The 25,724-nt window shown below is 62.6% G+C and carries 21 protein-coding genes, 1 tRNA gene and 1 pseudogene; 8 read left to right on the forward strand and 15 right to left on the reverse strand.

All coding sequences use genetic code 11. The features are described from left to right. The first annotated feature begins 97 nt into the window (after positions 1–97). Positions 98–529 (forward strand): helix-turn-helix domain-containing protein, encoded by a 432-nt coding sequence (locus tag ABIA40_RS20120; protein WP_271542427.1) that lies wholly within the window; start codon positions 98–100, stop codon positions 527–529. A 75-nt stretch (positions 530–604) separates the two neighbouring features. On the opposite strand, the gene ABIA40_RS20125 is transcribed toward ABIA40_RS20120, so the two are convergent. The 4 genes from ABIA40_RS20125 to ABIA40_RS20140 form a co-directional block, all read right to left on the reverse strand. Next, on the reverse strand, positions 605–1,426 hold the full coding sequence (locus ABIA40_RS20125; protein WP_271542429.1) for an enoyl-CoA hydratase-related protein: 822 nt from the start codon (positions 1,424–1,426) through the stop codon (positions 605–607). A 67-nt stretch (positions 1,427–1,493) separates the two neighbouring features. Further along, the gene (locus ABIA40_RS20130) at positions 1,494–2,198 is read right to left on the reverse strand and encodes an SDR family NAD(P)-dependent oxidoreductase (RefSeq protein WP_271542431.1); all 705 of its coding nucleotides are present in this window, start codon (positions 2,196–2,198) and stop codon (positions 1,494–1,496) included. Positions 2,199–2,215: 17 nt separating this feature from the next. Then, positions 2,216–4,537, reverse strand: coding sequence for a molybdopterin-dependent oxidoreductase (locus ABIA40_RS20135; RefSeq protein ID WP_404543019.1), 2,322 nt, complete (start codon positions 4,535–4,537; stop codon positions 2,216–2,218). 14 nt (positions 4,538–4,551) lie between these two features. Next, a complete protein-coding gene (locus tag ABIA40_RS20140) occupies positions 4,552–5,175 on the reverse strand; it encodes a TetR/AcrR family transcriptional regulator (protein WP_271542434.1) in 624 nt (207 codons plus the stop codon). A 161-nt stretch (positions 5,176–5,336) separates the two neighbouring features. Here ABIA40_RS20140 and ABIA40_RS20145 point away from each other — a divergent pair, with 161 nt between their 5' ends. Continuing rightward, on the forward strand, positions 5,337–6,533 hold the full coding sequence (locus ABIA40_RS20145; RefSeq protein WP_404543021.1) for an acetyl-CoA C-acyltransferase: 1,197 nt from the start codon (positions 5,337–5,339) through the stop codon (positions 6,531–6,533). 96 nt (positions 6,534–6,629) lie between these two features. Beyond that, positions 6,630–7,832: a multidrug effflux MFS transporter gene (locus ABIA40_RS20150; RefSeq protein ID WP_271542438.1), complete on the forward strand. Its 1,203-nt coding sequence runs from the start codon at positions 6,630–6,632 to the stop codon at positions 7,830–7,832. Between the two features lie 119 nt (positions 7,833–7,951). On the opposite strand, the gene ABIA40_RS20155 is transcribed toward ABIA40_RS20150, so the two are convergent. From ABIA40_RS20155 to ABIA40_RS20185, 7 genes and pseudogenes are all read right to left on the reverse strand, one after another. Then, positions 7,952–8,605, reverse strand: coding sequence for a flavin reductase family protein (locus ABIA40_RS20155; RefSeq protein WP_271542440.1), 654 nt, complete (start codon positions 8,603–8,605; stop codon positions 7,952–7,954). 124 nt (positions 8,606–8,729) lie between these two features. Then, positions 8,730–9,739 (reverse strand): annotated as a pseudogene (locus ABIA40_RS20160) (NAD(P)H-dependent flavin oxidoreductase). A 22-nt stretch (positions 9,740–9,761) separates the two neighbouring features. Beyond that, the gene (locus ABIA40_RS20165) at positions 9,762–10,949 is read right to left on the reverse strand and encodes an acetyl-CoA C-acyltransferase (RefSeq protein ID WP_271542442.1); all 1,188 of its coding nucleotides are present in this window, start codon (positions 10,947–10,949) and stop codon (positions 9,762–9,764) included. Positions 10,950–10,963: 14 nt separating this feature from the next. Continuing rightward, positions 10,964–12,094 carry an acyl-CoA dehydrogenase family protein gene (locus tag ABIA40_RS20170; RefSeq protein ID WP_271542444.1) on the reverse strand — a complete coding sequence of 377 codons (1,131 nt, stop codon included), beginning with the start codon at positions 12,092–12,094 and terminating at the stop codon, positions 10,964–10,966. Positions 12,095–12,117: 23 nt separating this feature from the next. Continuing rightward, the gene (locus ABIA40_RS20175) at positions 12,118–13,299 is read right to left on the reverse strand and encodes an acyl-CoA dehydrogenase family protein (RefSeq protein ID WP_271542446.1); all 1,182 of its coding nucleotides are present in this window, start codon (positions 13,297–13,299) and stop codon (positions 12,118–12,120) included. Positions 13,300–13,313: 14 nt separating this feature from the next. Further along, entirely contained in the window at positions 13,314–14,051 is a 738-nt protein-coding gene (locus ABIA40_RS20180) for an SDR family oxidoreductase (RefSeq protein ID WP_271542448.1), read from the reverse strand. Between the two features lie 18 nt (positions 14,052–14,069). Then, positions 14,070–15,671 carry a class I adenylate-forming enzyme family protein gene (locus tag ABIA40_RS20185; protein ID WP_271542450.1) on the reverse strand — a complete coding sequence of 534 codons (1,602 nt, stop codon included), beginning with the start codon at positions 15,669–15,671 and terminating at the stop codon, positions 14,070–14,072. A 236-nt stretch (positions 15,672–15,907) separates the two neighbouring features. Between ABIA40_RS20185 and ABIA40_RS20190 the strand changes: the two genes are divergently transcribed. Beyond that, on the forward strand, positions 15,908–16,651 hold the full coding sequence (locus ABIA40_RS20190) for an SDR family NAD(P)-dependent oxidoreductase (RefSeq protein WP_271542452.1): 744 nt from the start codon (positions 15,908–15,910) through the stop codon (positions 16,649–16,651). Position 16,652: 1 nt separating this feature from the next. Further along, on the forward strand, positions 16,653–17,330 hold the full coding sequence (locus ABIA40_RS20195) for a glutathione S-transferase family protein (protein WP_271542454.1): 678 nt from the start codon (positions 16,653–16,655) through the stop codon (positions 17,328–17,330). 25 nt (positions 17,331–17,355) lie between these two features. Here ABIA40_RS20195 and ABIA40_RS20200 read toward each other — a convergent pair whose 3' ends face one another. Then, positions 17,356–18,555 (reverse strand): CaiB/BaiF CoA-transferase family protein, encoded by a 1,200-nt coding sequence (locus tag ABIA40_RS20200; protein ID WP_271542456.1) that lies wholly within the window; start codon positions 18,553–18,555, stop codon positions 17,356–17,358. Positions 18,556–18,656: 101 nt separating this feature from the next. Continuing rightward, positions 18,657–19,289, reverse strand: a complete 633-nt coding sequence (locus tag ABIA40_RS20205; RefSeq protein WP_271542458.1) for a 2-hydroxychromene-2-carboxylate isomerase — start codon at positions 19,287–19,289, stop codon at positions 18,657–18,659. 240 nt (positions 19,290–19,529) lie between these two features. On the opposite strand from ABIA40_RS20205, the gene ABIA40_RS20210 reads away from it, so the two are divergent. Beyond that, a complete protein-coding gene (locus tag ABIA40_RS20210) occupies positions 19,530–20,045 on the forward strand; it encodes a helix-turn-helix domain-containing protein (RefSeq protein ID WP_271542460.1) in 516 nt (171 codons plus the stop codon). 358 nt (positions 20,046–20,403) lie between these two features. Here ABIA40_RS20210 and ABIA40_RS20215 read toward each other — a convergent pair. After that, a tRNA-Gln gene (locus ABIA40_RS20215) sits at positions 20,404–20,478 on the reverse strand. A 242-nt stretch (positions 20,479–20,720) separates the two neighbouring features. Here ABIA40_RS20215 and ABIA40_RS20220 point away from each other — a divergent pair. Beyond that, positions 20,721–22,502, forward strand: a complete 1,782-nt coding sequence (locus ABIA40_RS20220) for an acyl-CoA dehydrogenase (RefSeq protein WP_271542462.1) — start codon at positions 20,721–20,723, stop codon at positions 22,500–22,502. Positions 22,503–22,552: 50 nt separating this feature from the next. Here ABIA40_RS20220 and ABIA40_RS20225 read toward each other — a convergent pair whose 3' ends face one another. After that, entirely contained in the window at positions 22,553–23,797 is a 1,245-nt protein-coding gene (locus tag ABIA40_RS20225) for an MFS transporter (RefSeq protein WP_271542464.1), read from the reverse strand. A gap of 230 nt (positions 23,798–24,027) precedes the next feature. Between ABIA40_RS20225 and ABIA40_RS20230 the strand changes: the two genes are divergently transcribed. Then, a complete protein-coding gene (locus ABIA40_RS20230; protein ID WP_404543024.1) occupies positions 24,028–25,689 on the forward strand; it encodes a bifunctional metallophosphatase/5'-nucleotidase in 1,662 nt (553 codons plus the stop codon). Positions 25,690–25,724 lie beyond the last annotated feature (35 nt).

Below are 25,724 nucleotides of genomic sequence, written 5' to 3' on the forward strand. Positions count from 1 at the left end.
TCTTGCTCATTCCGGCCTTCTCAATTTGCTCTGGAACATCGACGAGCGATGTGTTACTATCAATTTAGTACGAAGTCACTACTAAAACGAGACCTACATGAAAAAACTTTCGACCCAGCCCTGTATGATCGCCCGGAGCCTGGCGATTGTCGGGGACGCGTGGAGCATGTTGATCATGCGCGACGCCCATGGGGGCCTGACCCGCTTCGATGACTTTCGTAAGAGTCTCGGTATCGCGCCAACGATGCTGACAGGGCGGCTTTCAGCCCTGGTCGAGGAAGGGCTGCTGGAGAAACGTCGTTATTCAGACCGTCCGCCACGGGACGAATATGTGCTGACGGAAGCCGGGCGCGACTTTTTGCCGGTGCTCTTCGCGATTGGCGCGTGGGGACGCAAGCATCGTAGTGGGGGCAAGATAATCCGGTTCTACGACGCCGAGGGCGGAACGGAGATCGATCCCCTTACCATCGACCGCGCCACCGGCGCTCCGATCGGAACACGTCCCATTCGTATCGCCGAACCTGAATAAGCTATTGTACATTCCTCTGGCGCGGTTGCGAGCGTAGCCCCCAACCGCACTTCAACGCAATGAACCCAGCGGGCTTCACCTGTAACTGGGAGAACGTTTCTCAATGAAAGCCCGGACGGCTTCGGTGTGCTGCGCAGTGCCCGCCGCCACGACCATCCTCTCGGCCTCCTGATCCATTGACGTCAGGAAGTCAGCCGACAGCGCAAGGGCGAGATTATCTTTCATGGAGGCATAGGCGCTCGCCGGACCATTCGCCAACGTCCTCGCCACTGCAAATGCTTCGTCCTGCAGCTCGGAATCGGACACCACGCGATTAACCAGCCCGAGCGCTTCGCAGCGGCGCGCATCGATACGTTCGGACAAGAACATCAGTTCGCGGGCACGCGCCGTCCCAGCCAGCCGGGTCAGCAGCCAAGAAATGCCGTAATCGCCGGTGAGCGCGATTTTGGCGTACCCGGTCGTCATGATGGCGGATTCGGCTGCAATACGAATGTCGCAAGCGAGTGCGATCGCAAGCCCGGCGCCAGCCGCCGGTCCCGGCAAAGCCGCAATGGTGGGCTTCCGCACCGAAACAAGTACGCCGGTCAGGGTTCGCTGACGTTCCCGCAACCGCGCAACCTTGTCGCTGACCGACATGGCCGGCACCGCAGAGTTGCCGCCCATTCCCTTGACGTCGCCGCCCGAACAGAACGCGGTGCCTGCCCCTGTTATGAGGAGGGCTCCGACCTCAGGATCATCTCCATTCTGTTTGATCATCCGGCGCAACGCCGGCGTAAGATGATCGGACAAGGAATTTCGGGCCTGGGGTCGGTTCAAGGTAATCACCGCGACGCGATCCCGGATCACGCACAGCAGTTCGTCCGTCCCCGTATCAACCGAGATGGATCCATCAGGCATGTTTCTGACCTTTCAAGTCGCGGAGATCTCTCCAAGTGACCCAGCGCGCCGTGTCCGTGCTCGAGCATCACCAATTTTCGTTGAATGGCCGCAGTTCCGTGAGAAACGACCAGGCCGAGCGGTCCTGACCGTAGAGATGCAATAATTCGTTAGCGATCGCCGCCGGCTTGATGAAGAATTCATCCGGTTTGTCGCTCATCCGCGCGCGCATCCGGGGGGTATCGATCACGGCGTCGATGAGAACGTAGGAGACGTGCACGCCGAGAGGTCCCACGTCACGTGCGATCGACTCGGCCAGAATACGCTGCGCCGCCTTTGTCGGTGCGAAGCCGGCGAAATTGGCTTTGCCTCGGATCGAAGAGGTGTTGCCGGTCACCAGGATTGCGCCCTTGCCGCGATCAATCATGTCAGGCACCACTTCGCGGGCCAGATACAACAAACCCATCACGTTGACCTCGAAGTTTCCCTTCAACAACTTCGGATCAATCTCGCGAAAATTCCCCCAGCCCCCGCCGACAGCGTTGTGGATGAGAACGTCAGCCGGGCCGAAACGCCGCTTTACGTCTGTGATCACAGTCCGCACCTGGCACTCGTCCGACACGTCGCAGGTCATCGCGTGCACGTCGGGAAGCTCTTGCGCAAGGCGATCGATGAGCTCCGCAGAGCGAGCAAGCGCGATGATACGGAAACCGCCAGCAGAGAAGCGCTTGACGATGGCAGCTCCCGTGCCCGGCCCCACCCCGGTCACGATCGCGATCGGTTTCTCAGTCATGTGATGTTCCCTTCCAGCTATTGTCCGGCCGCTCTCATGTGAATTCGCTCGGATTGCGACTGACAGGCGGCAGCTTCGTGCCCGGATACCAGGGCCAGACGAACCGCGACGTTCTTGTGGTAGGGCGTACCCGCAATGGGATCGCGGTTGCCGCTCTCGGTGAGCAGATTGATGCGCGGTCCGTTGATCAGGCGCTCTCCGTCCGATGTCGGGTATGCCTGACCGTAGCCGTGCGGCAGCGCCAATTGGCCGTTCCGCATGGCGTCGTCGACCTTGCAGCGGACGACGAGCCGCCCCGCCGCCGACTCCACCGCGATCCAGTCACCATCCTTCGCGCCCAACTCGCTCAGATCGCGCGAATTGATCAACAGGGCGCCGTCCGGGTCGTCGCGACGCCACGCGGGATCGCGAAAGATCTGGTTGGCATTGAACATGCGGCGGCCACCAGCCGCCAGCGCGAACGGGAACTCCCTTGGCGCGCGAGCGGCTTGCGGATCGAGACGCGCCAGCCATTCCAGCATCTGCGGGACGATCAGGCGAACCTTGCGATCCGAATGGCCGATCAGTGACCAGACCTCGTCATACTCGTGCCGTGTAACCGCCGTGCCTTGCCGGGAGGCCACGATGGTGTCGAACAGGAGATCTCCGAGCTGATGGTCCGCCACCTGTTCGGATGCGCCGATCGCCCGCCGCACCGCTTGCGGCGATCGCTTTGCGCAAGCCTGCGCCGCGCTCCACATCGGCGCCGCTGCCGCGGTACCGTCCGGAAGCGTCTGCCCCAGCGTATGGTAGAGCACCAGGGCAGGCACTGCCGCAGGGTTCTCCGCGATGAAAGCACGAAAGGCCGCGGCGAATTCAGGTCGCGAGCGCCGTGCTATTTCGCGTAGCGGCGCGAGCACATTGTCACCCGGCAGAAGCCCCAGGGCGACGGCAAGCCGCGTGTAAATCTCGGGCTCCGGCAAGGTGCCGGCAAGTGGCGGCAGAACACCGGCGCGGACATGAAAATAGTTGGTCGGAAATTCGAAGTTGAACAGAGTAAATTCGGTCTTTTCGTATTGTGTGGAGGCCGGGAGAACGTAGTGCGCGAGCCGTGCGGTTTCGGTCATCGCAACGTCGACCACAACGCATAGCTCTAGCGATTGCAACGCGCGTTCCATCGCCACGGTATTTGCGGCGGTGTTGGCGGGATTGGAGCTGTCGATCCAGACGCAACGCAACCGCTCCGGATGATCCTTGAGTACCGCCTCGGGGAAAATGTTGGGCGGCAACAAGCCCCCAATGATCGCGTCGCCGGTCGGCGCGAATGTCTGGTTCGGAGAGTTTCCCCATAGCGGTTGAAGCCAGCTATGCAATTGGTTGGTACCTTCACGACCGAAATTGCCGGAAAGCATGATCAAGAGCTTTTCAAGATAGGAGTTGAGTGTCGAGTTGACGCCTTGCTGGATGCCGAGTTCAACCCGAACCACCATGGCCTTCGCGGCTGCGATCATCGCGGCGCAGCTCTCCAGCTCCGCGATCGAGATATCGGCGGCGGCCGCCCATTCCTCGACGGGGATGTTCAATAGCGCTTGCCTCACTTCCGCGAAGCCGATCGTGTGCGCCTCGATGAACGCATGGTCGATCCGGTCGGAACGGACGAGCGTGGCCAGCAGCGCGCCAAGCAGAAACGCATCGGCACCGGGGCGAACCGCAAGATGCAGATCCGCCATCTCTGCGGTTTCGGTTCGACGGGGGTCGATGACGATCAGCTTGCGTGCGGGATCCTTGCGGATCTGATTGAGATGGTCGCGCGCATTGGGGAAGCCGTGCGCGATCCAGGGATTTGCCCCGATGACGAGCAGGAGATCGCAATGATGGACGTCCTCTGACGTGTGGCAGGTTTGGCTGCCGAACATGTGGCCATTGACCCAGAAATCGCCGGTTTTTTCCTGCGAAAGCGCGTTGAAGACGCTGCGCGAGCCCAGCGCACGCAACAAGCCACTGGCGTAGGCACCGCCGGCGTGGTTGCCCTGCCCGCCGCCGCCATAAAGGGCAATACTCTTGCCGCCATACCTGTCGACGACGTCTCGAAGCCGCTCCGCGATTTCAGCGATCGCGACGTCCCACTCGATTTCATCAAAGCCGCCATCGGCGCGACGACGCAGCGGGGTCGTGAGCCGATCCCTGTGATGCGCATAGTAGGGAATGCGCGCTGCCTTGTTGCACAAATAGCCTTGCGACTTCGGGTTTGAACGGTCGCCTCGTACCTTCTCGAGACGCCCCTCATTCACCCAGACCTCGATGCCGCAGTTTACGTAACACAGGTTGCAGGCTGTCTTGAGCCACTTGCCGGCCGTCATGGGCACCTCCCAGATTATGGTTTGTCGCAGCTCATCGCCTTTGCTGTTCTGCGCTGTCGCTTGTGAACCGGGCCGCAGACAGACATCCGTCCGGCGTCGAGAATATCGTCGGAAAGCTTCCCGGCGCCGACAGCACGCGAGAGCATGATCGATCCAACCATGGTCGCAATGGCGCTCGTCGCGATTTGGCGTGCCTGTTGAGGACCCTCGGCAGGAAGCATTTCGACCAGGATCTCGATCATCTTCTCCAGCTTGGACGCAAGCGCCCGTTGCTCCCTCGGGCTCGATCGAGCGACATCAGCGGCCAGGGCTGGAAGCGCGCAGCCTTGTCTGGGATTGTCGCGGTGGCGGGAACTGAGATAATCGGCGATCAAAGTCTCGAAACGGTCCTCGTTCGCCTTCCGGTTCGCCAGCTTTTTCCACCGCTCGGCCGTTTGATCCATCGCAAACGCAATTGCCTCGCCAACAAGCGCGGCACGCGACTCGAAGTGATTATAGAATCCGCCATGCGTAAGACCGGCGAGTTTCATCAACTCGACGACACTAAGTCCCTCGGCACCGTTTTGACGCAAGCCGTAGGAGGCACTTTCAACGATCCGGCTGTGGGTCTGGCGCCTGTGGTCTCCTACGTAACGCATCTCCCCTCCGTGCAAGTTGTTCGGTGACCGGCTGCTCGACCGATCCCATCCACCAGCGCTTCTGGACCGCGCTTTTGGAGCGACGGCAATATTTCATTGCAATGTCGCCCATGTTATATGACTATCGTCATATAACGAAGTGATCAACAGGAGAATTCGCCATGGCCGCCGCTTCCGATCCCGTCGTCATCCTCTCCGCGGTCCGTACGCCGCTCGGCCGCTTCATGGGCGAGCTCTCGCCACTCAGTGCCCACAAGCTCGGTTCCCATGTGATCGGATCTGCTCTCGAACGAGCCAAACTGGCGCCCGAGCGGATCGACGAGGTTTTCATGGGCAACGTGTTGCCAGCCGGACAAGGCCAGGCGCCGGCACGCCAGGCCGCGCGCGGCGCCAAATTGCCGGATGCCACCGGCGCCACCACCATCAACAAGGTCTGCGGCTCCGGCATGAAGGCCACCATGCTGGCTCACGATATCATCAATGCGGGCTCCGCCGAGATCGTTCTGTCTGGCGGCATGGAGAGCATGAGCAATGCACCCTATTTGCTGGCCAAGGCACGCGGCGGCTATCGCGCTGGCCACGACCGCATCATCGACCACATGCTGATGGACGGGTTGGAAGACGCCTACGAGACCGGACGCTCGATGGGCGACTTTGGCGAGGCCACGGCGGAGGCCTATCAATTCACCCGCAAAGACCAGGACGACTATGCGATCGAGACCTTGAGCCGCGCCCGCAAGGCGGTTGAAGGCGGCGCGTTCAAGGCTGAGATTGCTCCAATCACGTTGACCGAGAAGGCCGGGCCCCGGATCATCTCGAACGACGAGCATCCGCTCAAAGTGGATCCCGCCAAAATCCCGGGGCTGAAAGCCGCATTCCGCGCCAACGGCACCATCACGCCCGCAGCCTCATCCGCCAATGCTGACGGCGCTGCGGCGCTCATCTTGGCGAAACGCTCGCTGGCCGATCGCGACGGCCTCCCGGTGCTCGCCGAGATCAAGGGCCATGCCACCCACAGCCAGGAACCACAATGGTTCACCACGGCCCCCATCCCGGCTATTCGCAAGCTGGTGGACAAGGTTGGCTGGAGCGTTGGCGACGTCGATCTGTTCGAGATTAATGAGGCATTTGCGGTCGTAGCGATGGCGGCGCAGAAGGATCTCGGTATCCCCAGGGAGAAGCTGAACGTCAACGGCGGCGCCTGCGCGCTCGGTCATCCCATCGGTGCCACCGGTGCGCGGCTGATCGTGACGCTGCTTCACGCGCTCGAAACGCGGAACCTCAAGCGCGGCGTCGCGTCACTCTGCATCGGCGGCGGCGAAGCTACGGCCATAGCAGTCGAACGCATCGTCCGCTGATAACACGGCTGGGCGGACAAGAACGAAGTCGGCGAGCGGCGCGAACCGCCTCACTCGCCGTCTCAATCTACCTATCCCTATCACACGAAAGGTCCCATGGCTGACCTGATCAACACCGCGCCGCGGGACATTCCCACCTCCAGCGCCCTGCCCATCGCCGTCCTTTCTGTCCTGGCCGCGATGGGAACGCTCGCGACGAACATTCTGCTGCCGTCCTTGCCGCAGATCGCGATCTCATTGAATGTCACGAGTGCGGCGGTCACGTCCGCCATCACCGTCTTTCTTGCAGTGTTCGGCTTCGGTCAACTCGTGGTCGGACCGCTTTCGGATCGCTACGGAAGACGTTGGCCGGTCCTGATCGGATTTGCCGTGTTCTTCGCCGGCAGCGTTTGGTGCGGTCTGGCGACCGACCTGCCTAATCTCCTGGCCGGCCGCGTCGTGCAGGCAACAGGTGCCTGCGCGACATCAGTGCTGTCTCGCGCCATTGCCCGCGACATGTTCAGTGGCGCGGCACTGGCGCGCGCGATGGCGCTCATCATGATCGTGATGTCCGCAGCGCCCGGGTTCTCGCCGCTGCTTGGCGGCGCCCTCGACCACAGCCTGGGCTGGCGCGCCGAATTCGCGCTGGTCGCGATATTCGCCGCCGTCAGCGCCGTGGCCTACAGCATCGTCCTCGGCGAAACCCACCATTCGATCCGCACGCCGCTCAATCCAGCTGTCATCTGCAGGACCTATGCCAGCCTGATTGGCGACCGCCGCTTCGCTACCCCCGCGGCCGCCTCGAGCCTCACTATGGGCGGCTTGTTCTCGATGTTTTCCGCCGCACCGCGCCTGTTCATCGAGGCGCTGCACTTCACGCCGATCCAGCTAGGCCTCTTTTTCGCCGGGACCGTCTTCATCGTATTCGCCGCCGGTATGCTCGCAACGAGATTGGCACCGCGCTACGGGCTCGACGGCCCGATCCGGGCAGGTTTGTGCGCGACAACGGCCAGCAGCCTTGCGATCCTGCTCATCTCGATGATCAGCCCGACCTTCCTGCCGTTTCTGGCCGCGATGTGCGTTTTTCTTCTCGGCATGGGTGTTGTCAGTCCACTGGCCACTGCGCGGGCGCTCTCTCCATTCGGCGAGAAGGCCGGCGCCGCCTCGGCGCTGCTCGGTTTCTTGCAGATGATGATCGCCGCGATCGGCGTATGGCTTGCTGCCACAGTGTCACCGGAAGCAATGTTCGCGTTGGGCGTCGTGATGAGCTCGTTTTCGCTGCTGGCTCTTGGCCTGTACGCACGAGGCCCGGGATCTTGATGGGCATATGACCCCGCACAGGCTTCCCGTTTAGTCTCTCATCGGCGTTGTGAAGCCGGGCTCAGGCCTGTCGACCAAGTGCTTGGCCAGCCCGACAGTTGAGCCTGCTTCCAGCGCAATCAGGTGCCGTGGAATTCCGGTTTGCTGCTGCCGGGTGGGCGCTTCATCTCGAACATGTTCTCGGTCCTGACCTCGAGATAATCTCCACCCCGGCCGGCGCGCAGAATGGGACGCGCAAGTGCCGTGTTGTAGACGCCGTCCTCGATCAACGTTTTGTCGATGTAGACCGCGACGACCTCACCAAGCACGAACCATCCTTCCACCTTTTCTCCGCGTGCGTTGGCCAGCTGAGAGACCTCGACGACCTTGCATTCCATGGCGGCCCTGCTCTCGCCCACCCGCGGCACAGCAACGTGGCGGCCGGGTATCGGCGTCAAACCGGCTGCTTCGAACTCGCTCACGCCGTGATCGAGCGGCGTCGCTGTCACGTTCATGCGTTCGCCGAGATCCATGGTGACCAGATTCCAGACGAACTCGCGCGTCTCGCTGACGTTCTTGACCGTGTCTTTCCACGAAATCGAGGAAAACCCGATGATCGGAGGATCGTAGAGGAACGCATTGAAGAAACTGTACGGCGCCAAGTTCAATTGACCGGCTGCATTGCGCGACGAAATCCACCCAATCGGACGCGGCGCGATTATCGCATTGAAGGGATTATGCCGGAGTCCGTGGCCTTTCGAAGGCTCGTAGTAGTGGAAGTCGGCTTGGCTCATAAGTGCCTCCGAGGCTACCGAAGGCCGTCCATCAGCCCATCGGCCTCAACAACGATCGACGCACGCATGACCATGCGCTGCGCATAACCTCGTCAGAACGTCCGCAACGCCCTTCCGGAAGGGTTCAGGCGATTGCCCTAACCGCAGCCGGCCGTTGCCCGGCGCCGTCGAGAAAACCAGTCAGGCGCTCCCGGATGATGCGTTCGGCGTCGGCCATGATACGGTCGATCAGTTCCTTCACGGTCGGGATGTCGTGGATCAGGCCGACCACCATGCCGCAGCTCCAGGCGCCGGCATCCATCTCACCGTTGACCATCACGCGCGGGTATACGCCGGCGACTTGATCATGGATGTCCTCGATCTTCAGGCTTGCCCCCTTCTCGCGTTCGATCTCGAGCAGTTCGTTGACGCCCTTGTTCTTGAGCACGCGCTCGGTGTTGCGCAGCGCGCGCATGACGAGAACGGTGTCCAGCTCCGTGGCCTTGACCAGCGCCTGCTTGACGTTGTCATGGACCGGCGCCTCCTTGGTGGCGACGAAACGCGTCCCCATGTTCATGCCCGCCGCGCCCATCGACAGCACCGCGACGAGGCTGCGGCCATCTGCCATGCCGCCGGACGCGACAAAGGGGATGCTGAGCTCGTCTGCGGCGCGCGGCAGCAGGATCATGTTCGGAATGTCATCCTCGCCCGGATGACCGCCGCACTCGAAGCCGTCGACGCTGACCGCGTCGCAGCCGATCTTCTCGGCCTTCAGCGAATGACGGACCGAGGTGCATTTGTGGATCACCTTGATGCCGGCGGCCTTCAGTGCCGGCATGTACTGTTCCGGGCTGCGGCCGGCGGTCTCCACCGCTTTTACTCCGCCCTCCCTAATCGCGGCGATATATTCCGGATAAGGTGGGGCGCTGAAGGTCGGCAGGAAGGTGAGGTTCACGCCGAACGGCTTGTCGGTCATGTCGCGGCAGCGCGCGATTTCCTTTGCCAGCAGCTCGGGCGTCCTTTGGGTCAGCCCAGTGATGATGCCGAGCCCGCCGGCGTTCGACACCGCAGCTGCTCGGCGAAGCCGACATAGTGCATTCCGCCCTGGATGATCGGGTGCTCGATGCCGAACAGTTCGGTAATTGCTGTCTTCACGAATGATCTCCCGCGTTGCCGCTCAGTGGATGATTTCGAACAGACCGGCTGCGCCCATGCCGCCACCGATGCACATGGTCACCACGCCGTATTTCGCCTTGCGCCGACGCCCCTCGATCAGCAGGTGGCCGGTGAGCCGCGAACCAGTCATGCCGTAGGGATGGCCGATCGCGATCGAGCCGCCATTGACGTTGAGCTTGTCGGGGTCGATGCCGAGCTTGTCGCGGCAATAGATCACCTGCACCGCGTAAGCCTCATTCAGCTCCCAGAGGTCGATGTCGTCGATCTTCAGGTTATGGCGCTTGAGCAGGCGCGGGATCGCGGCGACCGGGCCGACGCCCATCTCGTCGGGCTCGACGCCGGCGGCAACGAAGCCGCGGAAGATGCCGAGTGGCTTCAGCCCCTTCCTGGCAGCAATCCTGTCGCTCATGATCACGCAGGCCGAGGCACCGTCCGAAAGCTGGCTGGCATTTCCTGCGCTGATGGTTTTGCCCTCGAACACCGGCTTGATCTTGGCCAGGCCCTCGGCGGTGGTTTCCGGCCGTGGCCCTTCGTCCTTGGCGAGCGTCACCTGCTGGTAGGTGACCTCCTTGGTGTCCTTGTTGACCAGCGCCATCCTGGTCGTGAACGGCACGATCTCGTCGTTGAAGCGGCCGGCCTGCAACGCAGCGCCGACGCGGCGTTGGCACTCGAGACTGTATTCGTCCTGCTTGTCGCGGCCGATCTTGTAGCGCTCGGCAACGACCTCGGCGGTATCGAGCATCGACATGTACATTTCAGGCTTCATCGCCATCAGCTCTTCGTCAACGGCGTGGAATTTGTTCATATGCTCGTTCTGCACGAGGCTAATCGACTCGATGCCTCCACCGATCGCGACCTCGACCCCGTCGAGCATGATCGAGCGCGCGGCAACCGCGATGGCCTGCAGGCCGGACGCGCATTGCCGGTCGATGGTGGTGCCCGCCACCGTGACGGGCAGGCCGGCGCGAATGGCGCCCTTGCGCGCCACGTTCATCACCATGGTGCCTTGCTGCATCGCGCAGCCCATGACCACGTCTTCTACTTCTCCGGGCGCGATGCCGGCGCGCTTCACCGCTTCGGCCATTACGTGCCCGGCCATGGTCGGGCCGTCCGTGTTGTTGAGCGCACCGCGATAGGCCTTCCCGACGGCCGTTCGGGCGGTGGAAACGATGACTGCTTCTGTCGTCATGCTGGCCTCTCTGCCTACGCGGCCGCGTCCAGCTGCGCGTAACGCAGCACGTGGAACGCAGGGTCGCCGAACTGAATGTTGATGGAGGAGATACGCTTGAAATAGTGCCCGACATTGAGCTCGTCGGTCATTCCCATGCCGCCATGAAGCTGCACCGCCTGGTCGGCAACGAACCTGCCGGCATAGCCGATCTTCGACTTGGCACCGGAGGCGAGCCGCGACAGGCCGGCATCGCCGCCGCCGAGGCTGAGGCTCAGATGCTGCATCAGAGAGAGCGCCTCCTGGTGGGCGATGAACATGTCGACCATCCGATGCTGCAGCACCTGGAACGAGCCGATGGTGGTGCCGAACTGCTTGCGCGTCTTCGAATAATCCAGCGTCGCCGAGTTCAACTCACCGATGGCGCCGACGGCTTCCGCGCAGAGCGCGCCGATGGCGCGGTCGCGGCAGGCTTCCAGCGCGGCAAGGCCCTCGCCTTCCTCTCCCAGCAATTGCCCGCGGACGCCGCGCAGGCTGACCTCCGCTGCCCGCCGACCGTCGATGGTTCTGAAACCCTGAAGATCGACGCCCGTCGCGCGGCGATCCACCACGAACAGGCTGACGCCGCCGCGGTCACGATCGTCGCCGGAGGTCCGCGCCGAGACGATCAGATGGTCGGCCCAGGGCGCGGCGATCACCATGGTCTTCGCGCCGGTCAGGACGTAGTCGCTCCCCCCGCGCCGCGCTCTGGTCGTGACATTGGCCAGATCGAAGCGCGATCCCTTCTCCGTCCAGGCCAAGGTCCAGATCTTCGAGCCGTCGATGATTTCAGGGATGAAGCTTTGCTGCTGCTCCGGCGTGCCCACATGCTCGATCAATCCGCCGGCCAGCACCACCGTCTCGACGAAAGGCTCGACCACGAGGTGACGGCCGAACTCATGCATGACGATCATGGTCGACAGCGGACCCCCGCCGAGACCGCCCGCGCCTTCCGAGAGCGGTGCGGCGAGCAGGCCGAGCTCGGCGAAACCCTCCCACTGCTTCCGGCTGAAGCCTTCCTCGCTCGCCACGATCTTGCGCCGCGCCTCGAAATCATACTGGTCTCGCAGCAAGCGTTGGACGCTGGATCGCAGCAATTCCTGCTCTTCCGTGAACTGAATATCCATCCGATCCTCTCGATCCGTCGTGGCTAGAGCCCAAGCACGGCCTTGGCGATGATGTTTCGCTGGATCTCGTTGGATCCGCCGTAGATGCTGAGCTTGCGCGCGTTCAGATATTTTTCCGACGCGGTGTGACCGTAGTCGGGGCCGGGCATGAAGCGGTTGGCGCTGACCGGATGCTCGCGGATGGCCAGGCCGTAATTGCCGATCGCGCGATGGGTGAGCTCGGTGATATTCTGAAATATCTCGGTGCCGCGGATCTTGAACAGCGAGGCCGCAGGTCCTGGATCTATGCCGCGCGCCATCTGGGCGACAACGCGCAACTCCGTCGCTTCCAGCGCCAGCACGTCGAGCTCGATGCGGGCAATGTCGCGCAGGAATTCGAGATGCGCGGGATCGTCGACCGGTATCTCGGCCCTCACGATCTGTTTCAGTTTGTTGATGTAGCGGGTGGACCGGCCGATGCCGGCCATGCTGGTGCGCTCATTGCCGAGCAGGAACTTGGCGTAGGTCCAACCCTTGTTCTCCTCGCCAACCAGGTTCTCGACGGGCACGCGGACATTTTCGAGGAAGACGTCGTTAACCTCGTGGCTGCCATCGATCGTGATGATCGGCCGCACGGTGACGCCGGGCGACTTCATGTCGATCAGCAGGAAGGAGATGCCGGATTGCGGCTTGGCGCTCGGATCGGTCCGCACCAGGCAGAAGATCCAGTCGGCATGCTGCGCCAGCGTCGTCCAGGTCTTGTGACCGTTGACGATGTAGTGGTCGCCGTCACGCACGGCCTTGGTCCTGACGGTCGCGAGGTCCGAGCCCGAACCCGGCTCCGAATAGCCCTGGCACCACCAATCCTCGCCGGACAGGATCCGCGGCAGAAACTTCTTCTTCTGCGCCTCGTTGCCGAAGGTGTAGATCACCGGCCCGACCATGGTCACGCTGAAGGCGAGCGGCGGCAGCGTGCCTGCGCGAGACGTCTCCTGCTCGAACAGGAAGCGCTGCGTGACCGACCAGCCTGGGCCGCCATACTCCTTGGGCCAGAGCGGCGCGATCCAGCCCTTCTTGTGCAGGATCCGGTGCCAGAGCAGCGACTGCTCCTTGGTCAGGTCGGTCTCCGGATTGGGAACGCGCATTTCCGGCGGATAGTTCTGCGCAATGAAACTGCGCACCTCGTCACGAAACGCGGCATCCTCGCGGGAAAGCTTGAGCTCCATCGCAGCAGGCTCCGCTACCACTTCTCGCCGAAGGGACGGATCTCCAGCTCGAACGTCCATGCGCTTCTCGGTTGCTGGTAGAGCTGCCAATAGGATGTCGCGACGGAGGCCGGAGGCATCAAGGCGTCCGGATCATCCAGCGCGGTGGGCCCGAGAGCCTCCAGCCGGCGTTGCCGAACCCACTCGGTGTCCACGCCGGAATCGATGATGAGATGCGCGACGTGAATATTTTTCGGGCCAAGCTCGCGGGCCATGGCCTGCGCGACCGCGCGAAGGCCAAACTTGGCGCTTGCGAAAGCGGCGTACCCGCTGCCGCCGCGGAGCGAGGCGGTCGCCCCCGTAAAGAAGATGTTGCCGCCCCCGCGCGGCAGCATGAGGCGGGCGGCCTCGCGACCGGCCAAGAAACCGGAATAGCATGCCATTTCCCAGACCTTGCGGAAGACGCGTTCTGTGGTGTCCAGAATCGGGAAGTTCACGTTCGCCCCGATGTTGAAGATGCAGACTTCCAGCGGCGCATGCTTGTCTGCATCGTTGAGAAAGGAGATGATCTCGTCTTCCTTGCGAGCATCGAGCGAACGGGCCTGGATCTCTCCGCCGGCAGCCTCGATATCCCTGACGAGCGGAGCCAGCTTGTCGCCGTTACGACGACCGGCGAAGACCGTAAAGCCTTCTGCTGCGAATTTCTTGGCGATCTCGCCGCCGATGAAGTCACCCGCGCCTATCACGGCCGCCGTTGCGTTTCTCTTTTGCAAGATGTCCTCCCGGTAAAGTTAGATATGTTGCCTGCGGAATTCGGGCGCCTGCATCGCAGGGGTTGCGCCTTCGCGCAAGGACTCCGCGAGCCTGTGTTTGAGTATCTTGCCAGTCGATGTCGCCGGCAAGGCCTCGAGGATGACGATTTCGGACGGCCGCTTGTAAGACGTAAGCTGAGATCTGACGAAATGCATCAGCGTCTCTGGTGTCGTGCGGGATCCCGGCAGCAATTGCACAAAGGCCACGATCTCCTCATTGCCGTCCGCGGCACGACCAACCACAGCGGATTGCACGACGTCTTTATGTGAGTTGAGGACTGCTTCGACCTCGGCGGGATAGACGTTGAAACCGGAACGAATGATCATTTCCTTGGTGCGGCCGACGATGTACAGACAGTCGCCGTCGAAACGCGCGAGATCGCCGGTATTGAACCAGCCCTCGCTATCAACCACCTTCGCGGTAAGCTCGGGGGCACGATAGTAGCCCAGCATCACGTTGCGCCCGCGAACATGCAGCTCGCCGACTTCGCCTACTGCCGTCGGAAATCCTTCGATGGTTCGCACCCGCGCCTCCACGCCTGGCAGCAGCGTGCCAACCGCCTGATCGGAACGTGGCCTATCGAAACGTACCCCTGATATTCCCGGCGAACATTCAGTGATCCCGTAGCCGTTGAGCAAGGGAAGCCCGAACTCCTTTTCCACGCGCACCTTCAGGTTCAAATCCAGCGGCGCGCCGGCGACGGCGATCAAGCGCAACGAGCCTCGGGGGAGTTGTTCCACGCCTGATACGCTCTTGTACTCCAGCAGGCGCTGATAGGTGGCAGGCACGCCATTGAGAATGGTGACGCCCTCCTCCGCGATGGCCTTTGCAGTCGCGGCCGGATCGTATTTGCTGACCATCCGCACCGTGCCGCCAACCATCAGCGTCATGATCAGGAGCGAGATGCCGACGATATGCGAGATCGGCAACACAAGATAGATCTTGTCGTTCTCGTTCATCCTGCGGAAGTACGCGGTGGTCTTTGCGCTGATCAGCAGGTTGTCATGCGAGAGCATCACGCCCTTGGGAGTTCCGGTCGTCCCTGACGTGTAGATCAAAACCGCGACTTGCCTTGCTGGATCGGTCTCCACGGGCTGGACTGACGCGCTTTCGTTGAGCGGGCCAACACCAATATCCGGCAGCGGGCCAATTCGCCGGCTCTCGGCGCCATAGCGAGAGGCGTGAGCAGCGGCCTCCTTCGAAATACCCGACGTAAACAACATCCGTCGGGCGCCGCTGTGATCGCGGATCTGGTCCAGTTCGCGCGCCGCCAAGCGCGGGTTGGCGACGATCGCCCAGGCGTCGAGCCGGCTCGCCCCCAGCAGCAAAGCAGCAAGCGCAATACAGTTCTCGCTGACGATGATCATCCGATCGCCGGCCCTGATCCCCAGCGAGGAGAGAACGGTGGCGATCTCGCCAACGCGCTGCTCCAGATCTCGATAGCTCCAGGAGGCCCCGTCTTCGACGAGCGCAATCCGGTCGGGCGCTCTGGCAACCGGTCCTGCCGTGACTTTATCGATTCGGCTCGGCAAGCCGGCAGCGATCTCGTCGACACTGATCGTCTCTGAAAGCTCCGCCACGACTGACCTCCCGACCGACCATGCCGACGTTGCAATGCGGCACACTTGTCTTCGACTTATAGTTCTTTTTTAGAACTCGTCAATCGATAAATCGTCGTCGGTCTTTCCCGGAGTCGAACGGAAGATCCATCCGCGAGTAGCTTTTTTCTGCGCGGCTCCTAAGAACCTCCGTTTACAACGCATCATCCGGCAGCTAGTCTATAGTATCAAATAAGAACTTAAAGGGAGGATCGAGGATGGCAGCGAGCCGCGGTGTAGCGATACTTGTTGGCGCAGGCGATGCCATTGGCGCGGCGGTCGCCCGGCGTTTTGCCCAAGGCGGCTATACGGTTTGCATCTGCAGGCGCGATGCGTCCAAATCACAGGGACTCGTGGCCGAGCTGAGGGATGCGGGGCATGATGTTCACGCATTCAGCGTGGATGCGCGTCAGGAAGCAGACGTCCAAGGCATTTTCGCGCGAGTCGAGAAAGAGCACGGGCCTGTCGAGGTTTGTCTCTACAATGCCGGCTCGAACGTCAACAAGCCCCTGCTCGAGACCACGGAGAAGCTGTTCTTCAAGGCCTGGGAACTCGCCTGCTATGGTGGTTTCCTGGTTGGACGTGAGGCGGCCCGCGTGATGCTGTCGCGCGGACGCGGCACCATCTTCTTTACGGGTGCGACGGCAAGCGTGCGTGGCGGCCCGGGATTTGCAGCATTTTCATCAGCGAAGTTCGGCCTTCGTGCAGTGGCCCAGGCGATGGCGCGCGAGCTTGGACCGAAGAACATCCACGTCGTGCATCTCCTGATCGACGCCGGCGTGGATAGCGAGGCGATTCACCAACGCATGAAGGCGGCGAAGGGCATCGAAGCAAGCGACATTCCGCCCGATAGCCTGACCAAGACGTCTTCCATAGCCGAAGCCTATTGGTTCACCCACCAGCAGAGCAAAGATGGCTGGACCCACGAACTCGATCTCCGTCCGTCCGTGGAGAAATGGTAATATGAATGCGACACCAGACCTGACCCTGTGGGGCGTTGGAACGAGTCGCACCATTCGTCCGCACTGGGCCATGCACGAACTGGGCTTGGCCTACAACACAAGGCCCATTGGCCCACGAACCGGCGAAACCAAGACCGCAGAATACTCGAAGCTCAATCCGCGCGAGAAGATCCCGCTGCTTCAAGATGGCGATTTCTGCATCGGCGAGAGCGCAGCGATCGTTGCCTACCTGTCGCGCATGTATTCCACGCCGGATCGATCGCTGATTCCGGACGCCCCGCGCGAGTATGCCGCGTGGCTGGAATGGTGCTTCTTCATCGTCGCGGAGCTGGATTCCACGAGCCTTTACGTGATGCGCCGCCATCGGGCTGACGCGCTCGGACCGATCTACGGCATCGCACCCGAGGTCGTTGCCCAGGCCGGCGAGTATTTCCGCCAGCAGTTGCGCCATGTTGAAGTCGCGCTCGGAGACGGCCGGAAATTCCTGATGGGTGACCGTTTTACGAGCGCAGACATCCTGCTCACGACGTGCCTCGAGTGGGCTATCGCCTATGGCGTCGGCATTTGCGACAACGCTCAGCCTTATCTCGAGAGCATCCGGAAACGCGAAGCGTTCCAGCGAGCCGTTGCAGCGAATGTTCCCATGGCGCCGATCACGCCGGCGCCGACGAAGGCCTAGAAGACATCGCCAACGGGTTTCGCGGTTAGACCGCGACGCGCACGCTGCGCTCGGCGATCATCTTGTCGATGGCGCCATCGTCGTACCCAAGTTCGTGCAACACGTCGCGGGAGTGCTCGCCGACCCTGGGAGCAGGCCCGCCGATCGTGGCCTCGTTGACCGAAAAACGCGCCGCTGGCTTCGGCTGCCGCACCCGCCCCACCTTCGGCTGGTCGAACTCGGCAATGATATCGCGGGCGACCACCTGTTCATTGTGAATGATCTCGCCCCGTCGCAGGATCGGCGAACAGGGGACGTCGGCGGCGTCCAGACGCTCCAGCCATTCGGCGGTGGTGTGCTGGCTGATATACTCCGCCATCTTGTTGATACGTGCCGTGGCGTTGACGGAGCGCGCCGCCGGCGTCGAGAAACGGGGATCCCTGGCAAGCTCCGGATCGCCGGACGCCTGGCAAAAACCCTGCCATTCGGAATCGGAAATGGTACCGGCGGTGATGTAGCCGTCGCTGGTCTTGAACACGAGATCCGGCCGATCGTTGGGATCTGCAGCAGTGGCCTCGGCCCCCACCACCGTGTATTGCATCATGCCTTCCGGCCACAAATAGGAGATCATCGCGTCCAGCATGGCGACCTGGATGTGATCACCCTGCCCTGTCTTCTCGCGCGCGTAGAGGGCTGCCGCCACCGCCTGGGCGGTGAACACGGCGGTTGTCTTGTCGCAGACGATAGTCCGGATCATCTGCGGACGGTTCGTAACCGGCTGCGACTGGATATCGGCAAAGCCCGACAGGCCCTGAATGATCGGGTCGTAAACACGCTTCTTCACATAAGGTCCGGAGTCGCCAACACCGCTGATCGAGACATAGATCAGGCGCGGATGGCGCTGGCGCAACTCTTCGACGCCGAGACCGAGGCGCTCCATGGTGCCGGGCCGGAAATTCTGCACCAGCACATCCGCCTTCGCGACCAATTTGGCCAGAACCTCACGGCCGGCCTCGCTCTTGACGTCGATGGCGAGCGAGCGCTTGCCGCGATTTGACGAAATGAACAGTGCCGAGAACTCGCCTTCCTTGTCGATGGTGGCGCGGCTGCGCCGCGTAATGTCACCGCCGATCGGCTCGATCTTCAGGACGTCCGCGCCCTGATCCGCCAGGAACATGGTCGCGAACGGGCCCGACACGACGCCTGTCAAATCGAGGACGCGAACGCCGTTGAGGGGACCGGGCATGACATTCTCCCTGAATTGGTTTCGTTATAAGGCCGACTGAGCTTTCGTCATGCAGGCGCGCGGACGTCTGCCCGGCTCTGCAAAAGCTCCAGCTTCTGGCCTCAGGCCGTCTTCGAAACGGGCTGGCCGATCTGCTCGACGATCGACTCCTCCACATCGCGAAGCTGGTCCTTGCCGAAAAACATCTCCTTTCCAACGAAGAAGGTCGGCGAGCCGAATGCGCCGCGGTTGACGGCGTCGGTGGTTCGATCAATCAGCCCCTTCTTGACGTCGTCCTGCTGCGCACGCGCAAGCAACCGATCGATATCGAGGCCTGAGGAGATGAATGCCGCTCGGAAGGTTTCGAGGTCATCCATCTTCTTTGGCTCCTCCCACATGTGGTGGTAGGCCGCGCGGAAATAGGGTTCGAACACGCCTTCGAATTGCGCCGCGACGGCACCGCGCATCAACATCAGCGTATTGACCGGAAAAAAAGGATTGGACCTGAACTTCGTTGCATCGTAGCGGCGAATGAAGCGCTGGGTCTCTAGAGCCTGGTATTCCGGCTTGTTCTTGATGCCACGAAGGGAATCGAACGGGGACATGTTGCCGGTCGCCTTGAAGATGCCGCCGAGCAGGATCGGGACATATTCGAATTTCACGCCGGTGCGCCGTTCGATTCCCGGAAGCGCCAGTTCCGCGAGGTAAGCATTCGGACTGCCGAAATCGAACAGGAATTCAACTTTGAGGGACATGTCAGCTCCTCCCGCAGGGCGCGATGTTGGTCAGATTTGAGTGATCTTCTAGGCCGAACGCAGGCTGTCACTCATTTCTATAGTTCTAAAATTGAACTGTCAAATCTGCTATGAAATCACGAGGTTTCGGACGACCGGCGGGGGATTGTATCCCCTTTAGTACCTATCTAGAATGGTGTAAGCGTGCTGCCGCTTCCCCCTGATTCGAGCGGAACAGGCGCCGGTCGACCGGAGAGCAGAATGAAATGGGATGAACTTGAGGAAGAGCCGTGTTCGATGGCTCGCACCATCGGTGTGATTGGCGACCGCTGGACTCTTCTGATTCTCCGCGAATGCTTCCTGCGCACGCGCCGCTTCGAGGGTTTTCAGTCAGCGCTTGGAATCACACGGCATTTGCTCGCCGAGCGGTTGAAGAAGCTGGTGCGGCAGGGCGTCCTGCGCCGCATTCCCTATCAGGAGTCGCCTAAACGCCACGAGTATATCCTGACGCAAAAGGGCCTCGACCTCTATCCGATCATGATGGCGCTCGTACATTGGGGCGACACGCACATGGTCGACGAACGCGGACGTCCCCTGCTGCATGAGCACCGCAACTGCGGAAAGATGTTCGACCCCGTGATGGTGTGCTCGGAATGCGGCGAGCCGCTTTCAGCCAAGGAAGTTCATGTCCACCCTGGTCCAGGCGCGCGCCCGGCTCCAGAGAGGGTCTTGCTTGACAAAAAAGCAAAGCCGAAGCCCCGCAGGAAAGCGGCGTAACGGCGACTAGCCGCGTTTCCCCCACAACGGCCGCAGCGCCACTGCGGCTAACTCTGCGCCATCGGCTGGGCGAACTACAGCTTGACGCCCCTCTGGTGCAGAAGCGCATCAGCTCAACTGACTATCCGATTTGCTCGCCATAACTCTCTGTTCTACGACAGCGCGTAAGAGGTCTCCCCGAGTAGCCTATGCGGTTTATATTGCGATCAAAGCCACGGAAAGACCCAATAGTGTCCATGTGATGCAGAACGTCGCTTAGTTCGATTCTGGACCAAGCATTAGAAGCTCAATTTCCAAACGCGCCAAAAATTTGGCGGGAATGGAGCTGCTTACCCAACGAACTCAACAGCTTGTATGCTGGCTGGGGCGGGAGGGATCGAACCTCCGAATGGCGGAATCAAAATCCGCTGCCTTACCGCTTGGCTACGCCCCAACTGACGACGAACGGGACGGGCAGAACCGGCCACCGAAGATTCCCGTCGGTCGTAGCCCGGTCTATAGGGAGCGGCGCAGCATTTCAACCGCCTGGAGGGGCAAAAAGGGCCCGCGGCTGACACTCTATTCTGGGCCCCAACGGCCCTGCCCGTTCCGGCCAGGCATCCGGCGTCCCGGCAGTTGAGACCGCTCCCGTTTCATGGGAATACGGCGCCAATATCTGTTCTCGGGGAGTGAGCCATGACCTACCGCGCGCCGATTTCTGACATGCTGCTGTCGCTCAACCATGGCGCGGGCCTCAAGGCCGCCCTGGAGGCCGGCCATTACGGCGATTTCGACGCCGACCTCGCGGCCGCCGTGCTGGAGGAAGCCGGCAAGTTCGCATCCGACGTGCTGGCGCCGCTCAACAAGGTCGGCGATGAACACGGCATCAAGCTCGAGGGTGGCAAGGTCACGACCGCGCCGGGCTGGCCTGACGCCTACAAGCGCTGGACCGAGGGCGGCTGGAACGCGGTGTCCGGCCCGGAAGATTTCGGCGGCCAGGGCCTGCCGCTCGCGATCAACGCCGCCTGCACCGAGATCTGGAGCGCGGCCAACGTCGCCTTCGGCCTCTGCCCGCTGCTGACGGCGTCGGCGATCGAGGCGCTGGACGCCCACGGCAGCGACGAGCTGAAGCAGATCTATCTCGAAAAGCTCGTCTCCGGCGAATGGACCGGCACGATGCAGCTGACCGAGCCGCAGGCCGGCTCCGACGTCGGCGCGCTGCGCACCCGCGCCGAAAAGCAGGCGGACGGCACCTATCGCATCAAGGGGACGAAGATCTTCATCACCTATGGCGAGCACGACATGACCGACAACATCGTGCATTTCGTGCTGGCGCGTCTGCCCGATGCGCCCGCCGGCACCAAAGGAATTTCGCTGTTCCTCGTTCCCAAGTTCATGGTCAATGCGGACGGCTCGCTGGGGCCGCGCAACGACATCTATGCGAGCGGCGTCGAGCACAAGCTCGGCATGCATGCTTCGCCGACCTGCACCATGACCATGGGCGATCATGGCGGCGCGATCGGCTATCTGATCGGTGAAGAGAACCAGGGCATGCGCTGCATGTTCACGATGATGAACCAGGCCCGCCTCGGCGTCGGCCTGGAGGGCGTCGGCGTTGCCGACCGGGCCTACCAGCAGGCCCTGTCGTATGCGCAGGAGCGCCGCCAAGGCCGCGCGGTCGGCAAGAAAGGCGACGGCTCGGATGCGATCTTCGTGCATCCCGACGTCAAGCGCATGCTGATGCGGATGCGGGCGCAGACCGCGGCCGCGCGCACCATCTGCTATGCGACGGCCGTCGCGATCGACGTCTCGACCCGTGCCAAGGATCCGAAGGTGCGCACTGAAGCCGCCGCGCGCGCGGCGTTGCTGACGCCGATGGCCAAGGCCTACTCCACCGATATCGGCAACGAGGTCGCCTATCTTGGCGTGCAGGTGCATGGCGGCATGGGCTTCATCGAGGAGACCGGCGCGGCCCAGCACTACCGCGATGCCCGCATCACCGCGATCTACGAAGGCACCAACGGCATTCAGGCGATCGATCTCGTCACGCGCAAGTTAGCTGCCAATGGCGGCGCATCGGTGTGGGCGCTGCTCGACGAGCTCTCGGCAACGGTCAAGCAGGTGGAGGCCTCCAACGATCCCGCTTTCGGCACCACCGGCACCAAGCTGCGCGAGGCCCTGGAGGCGCTCACGCGCACCAGCAAATGGCTGCTGGAGCGCGTTGCCTCCGCTCCGAACGACGCGCTTGCGGGGGCGACGCCCTATCTGCAGCAATTCGGCGCGACGCTCGGCGGCTGCCTGCTCGCCTCCGAGGCGCTCGCCGCCAAGGCCGAAGGCCTTGGCGATGCGCCGCGCTACGTCGCGCTGGCGCGCTTCTTCGCCGAGAACATCGCGGTGCAGGCCGGCGCGCTCGAGCGCACCGTGACGGAGAGCGCGGAATCGGTCGCAGCGGCGGATGCGGCGTTGCTGGGTAGCTAGTTGTCTGTCGCTCCCGTCATCCTTCGAGGGCCGCTGAAGAAGCGACCGCCTCAGGGCGACGGTGATAGAGTGTGCGAATCTTGCAGCCTTCTCCTCGGCCGCCACAACACGATTCCGGCGGCCACGAGATTGAGCACCACGCACAGTGCGAATGCGGTCGTGTAGTTGCCGGTCAAGCTGCGCACGAGCCCGACGACACCGGGGCCGAAGGCGCTAACGATGCCGCTGATCGAGGTGCCCAGGCCCACCGCGGTCGCAAAGGCCGAAGCACCGATCTCGCGCTGGATGATCAAGGGCGGGAACGTGATCATGTTCCCCATCGAGAAGCCGTAGACGGCGCAGCAGGCCAGCAGCACGGTCGGGCTCGTGCTTTGCAGAGCCACGAACAGCGCAGCCGCCTGGCTCGTCATCGAAACAGAACAGGCGAGCCGGGCATCGAGCCGGTCGACGAACAGGCCGAGGGAGAGGCGCCCGACGATCGCCATCGCCGCCATGATGGTGACGGCAAGCCCTGCGGCGGCGCGGCCGATCAGCGGCTCGAGAAACGCCACCTGGTGGACGATGAAACCCATCTGCGCCAGCAGCGCGAGCGCGATCGGCAGCACCATGGTCCAGAACGCCGCGTTGGCGAGCACCGCCTTGCGCGAGCGAACCGGCGCTGAGCCGGAGGAACGTCCGCCCGCTGCAGGCGCTGTCCCTGCGGGCCAGCCGACGAAGGTCACGACCGCCGGCAGCACCAGCACCATCATCGCGAGCGTCGCCGTCAGCATCGCAGACCGGAAACCGATGCTGCCGGTCAGCGACAGCAGCAGCGGGACGAGGATGATGCCGCCGCAAGTCGCGCCGTTGAAGGCAAGGCTGAGCGCGAGGCCGCGCCGCTGCTCGAACCAAGAATTCAGCACGGTCGCGATCACCACCGTGCCCATGCCGGTCCAGCCGACCGACATCAGCGCATAGGCGAGATAAAGCTGCCAGGGCGTCTGCATCAGCGCCAGCAGCACGGTCGAAGCGCCGAGCGCCGTCAGGCCGCACAGGATCAACGCGCGCAGCCCGATGCGCTCGAGCAGGTCATCGGTGAAGATGACGAGCACGGAGGTCAGGAGAAACGAGAAGGTGCTGGCCGCGGAGATCAGCGTGCCCGGCCAGCCGTGAGCGCGCTGCAACTCGGCGAGATAGACGCCCTGGCCGTAGAGGCCGAAGCCGAACATGAAGAAGGCCATCAGGAAGCACGCCAGCACGACCCGCCAGCCGCGATAATACGGCGAGGATTCGTCGATCCGGGGGGCGGCAATCATCAATCTGACGGTCTGCCTGAAGGGAACGGGGCCGGATCGTGCCCCACAACCAACGGTTTTTCAAATGAAACATTGTAGCTAATTGTTGCGGCACGTAACGGGCATGGCATTCATCGAGCGGCACGGCTCGTGCGATGATGGGATTCTCGGGGGAACGACGCTGCACGTGCCCCAAAAATGACGACAACAACCTTCGTGAAATCTTTGCGCCGAACGAATAGTCTAACTCCATGCGACATCCTCTCCGCCTGGCTTGCTTCGTCCTCGCTCTCACCGGCACCCTCCCCGCTGCGGCCCAGAGCGCAGCCCCCGTCGAGCTGCGCATTCTCGCCATCAACGATTTCCATGGCCATCTGCGGCCGCCGCCGGGCGGCATCCGCATCAACGACCCCGAGGACAAGTCCAAGAAGGTGACGGTGGCGGCCGGCGGCGCCGAGTACATGGCGACGCTGCTGAAGCAGCTGCGCGACGGGCACAAGAACGCCATCTTCGTCGCCGCGGGCGACCTGATAGGCGCGAGCCCGTTTCTGTCGGCGATGTTTCACGACGAGCCCTCGATCGAGGCGCTCTCGATGATGGGCCTTGCGATCAGCTCGGTCGGCAATCACGAATTCGACGAGGGCAACACCGAGCTTCTGCGCATGCAGAACGGCGGCTGTCATCCCGTCGACGGCTGCCAGGGGCCGCATCCCTTCAAGGGCGCCAAATTCCGTTATCTCGCGGCCTCCACCGTCGAGACCGCGACCGGCAAGAGCGTGCTGCCGCCCTACGAGATCAGGGACTTCGACGGCATCCCCGTCGGCTTCATCGGCCTGACCTTGAAGGAGACCGCCGGCATCGTCTCGCCAGCGGGCATCGCCGGGCTCGAATTCCGCGACGAGGCCGAGACGGTGAACGCGCTGGTGCCGCAGCTGAAGGCGCGCGGCGTCGAAGCGATCGTGGTGCTGATCCACCAGGGCGGCGAGCCCGCCGGCGACTACAATGAATGCCCTGCCATCACGGGACCGATCGTCGACATCGTCAGGAAGTTCGATCCTGCCGTCGACGTCGTCGTCAGCGGCCACACCCACCGCGCCTACATCTGCGATATCGACGGGCGGCTCGTCACCAGCGGCGACAAATACGGCACGCTGGTCACCGCGATCGACCTCAAGCTCGATCCCGCAACGCGCGACATCGTCGCCGCAAAAGCCGAGAACGTGATCGTCGCAAATGCTTCGCTGGCCAGGGATCCCGAGCAGACCGCTTTGATCGACGCCTACGACAAGCTCTCCGCGCCGATCGCCAACCGGCCCGCCGGCTCGGTGACGCAGACATTGTCGCGCGTGCCGAACGAGGCCGGCGAAAGCGCGCTCGGCGATATCATCGCCGACGCGCAATTGCTCGCAACGCGCGATGCGAAGGATGGCAGCGCCGTCATCGCGCTCACCAATCCCGGCGGCATCCGCACCGACATCGTTCCGAAGGAGAATGGCGCGATCACGTTCGGCGACGTCTTCGCCAGCCAGCCGTTCCGCAACCGCCTCGTCACCATGACGCTGACGGGCAGCCAGCTCAAGGACTTGCTCGAGCAGCAATGGCTGGACCCGAAGCGGCCGCGGATTCTCCAGGTGTCGAACGGCTTCAGCTATACTTGGGATGCTTCAAAGCCGTTCGGCGAGCGCGTCAGCCTCGAGCGGATGACACTCAACGGCAGGCCGATCGAGCCGGGAAGCGGCTACCGCGTCACGCTCAACGATTACCTCGCCGTCGGCGGAGACGGGTTTACCGTCGCCAAACAGGGCACCGCGCCACAATACGGCGGTTACGATGCGGACGCGCTGTTCGCGTTCTTCCGGGCGCACGGGCCGGTCGGTCCGCTCCCGCCCAAGCGCATCCTGCGCGTGAATTGATCCGGATCAAGCGGGCAGCCCTTTGCCATTCCCGG

Source organism: Bradyrhizobium sp. USDA 223 (genome assembly GCF_044909005.1).
Taxonomy (GTDB): domain Bacteria; phylum Pseudomonadota; class Alphaproteobacteria; order Rhizobiales; family Xanthobacteraceae; genus Bradyrhizobium; species Bradyrhizobium yuanmingense.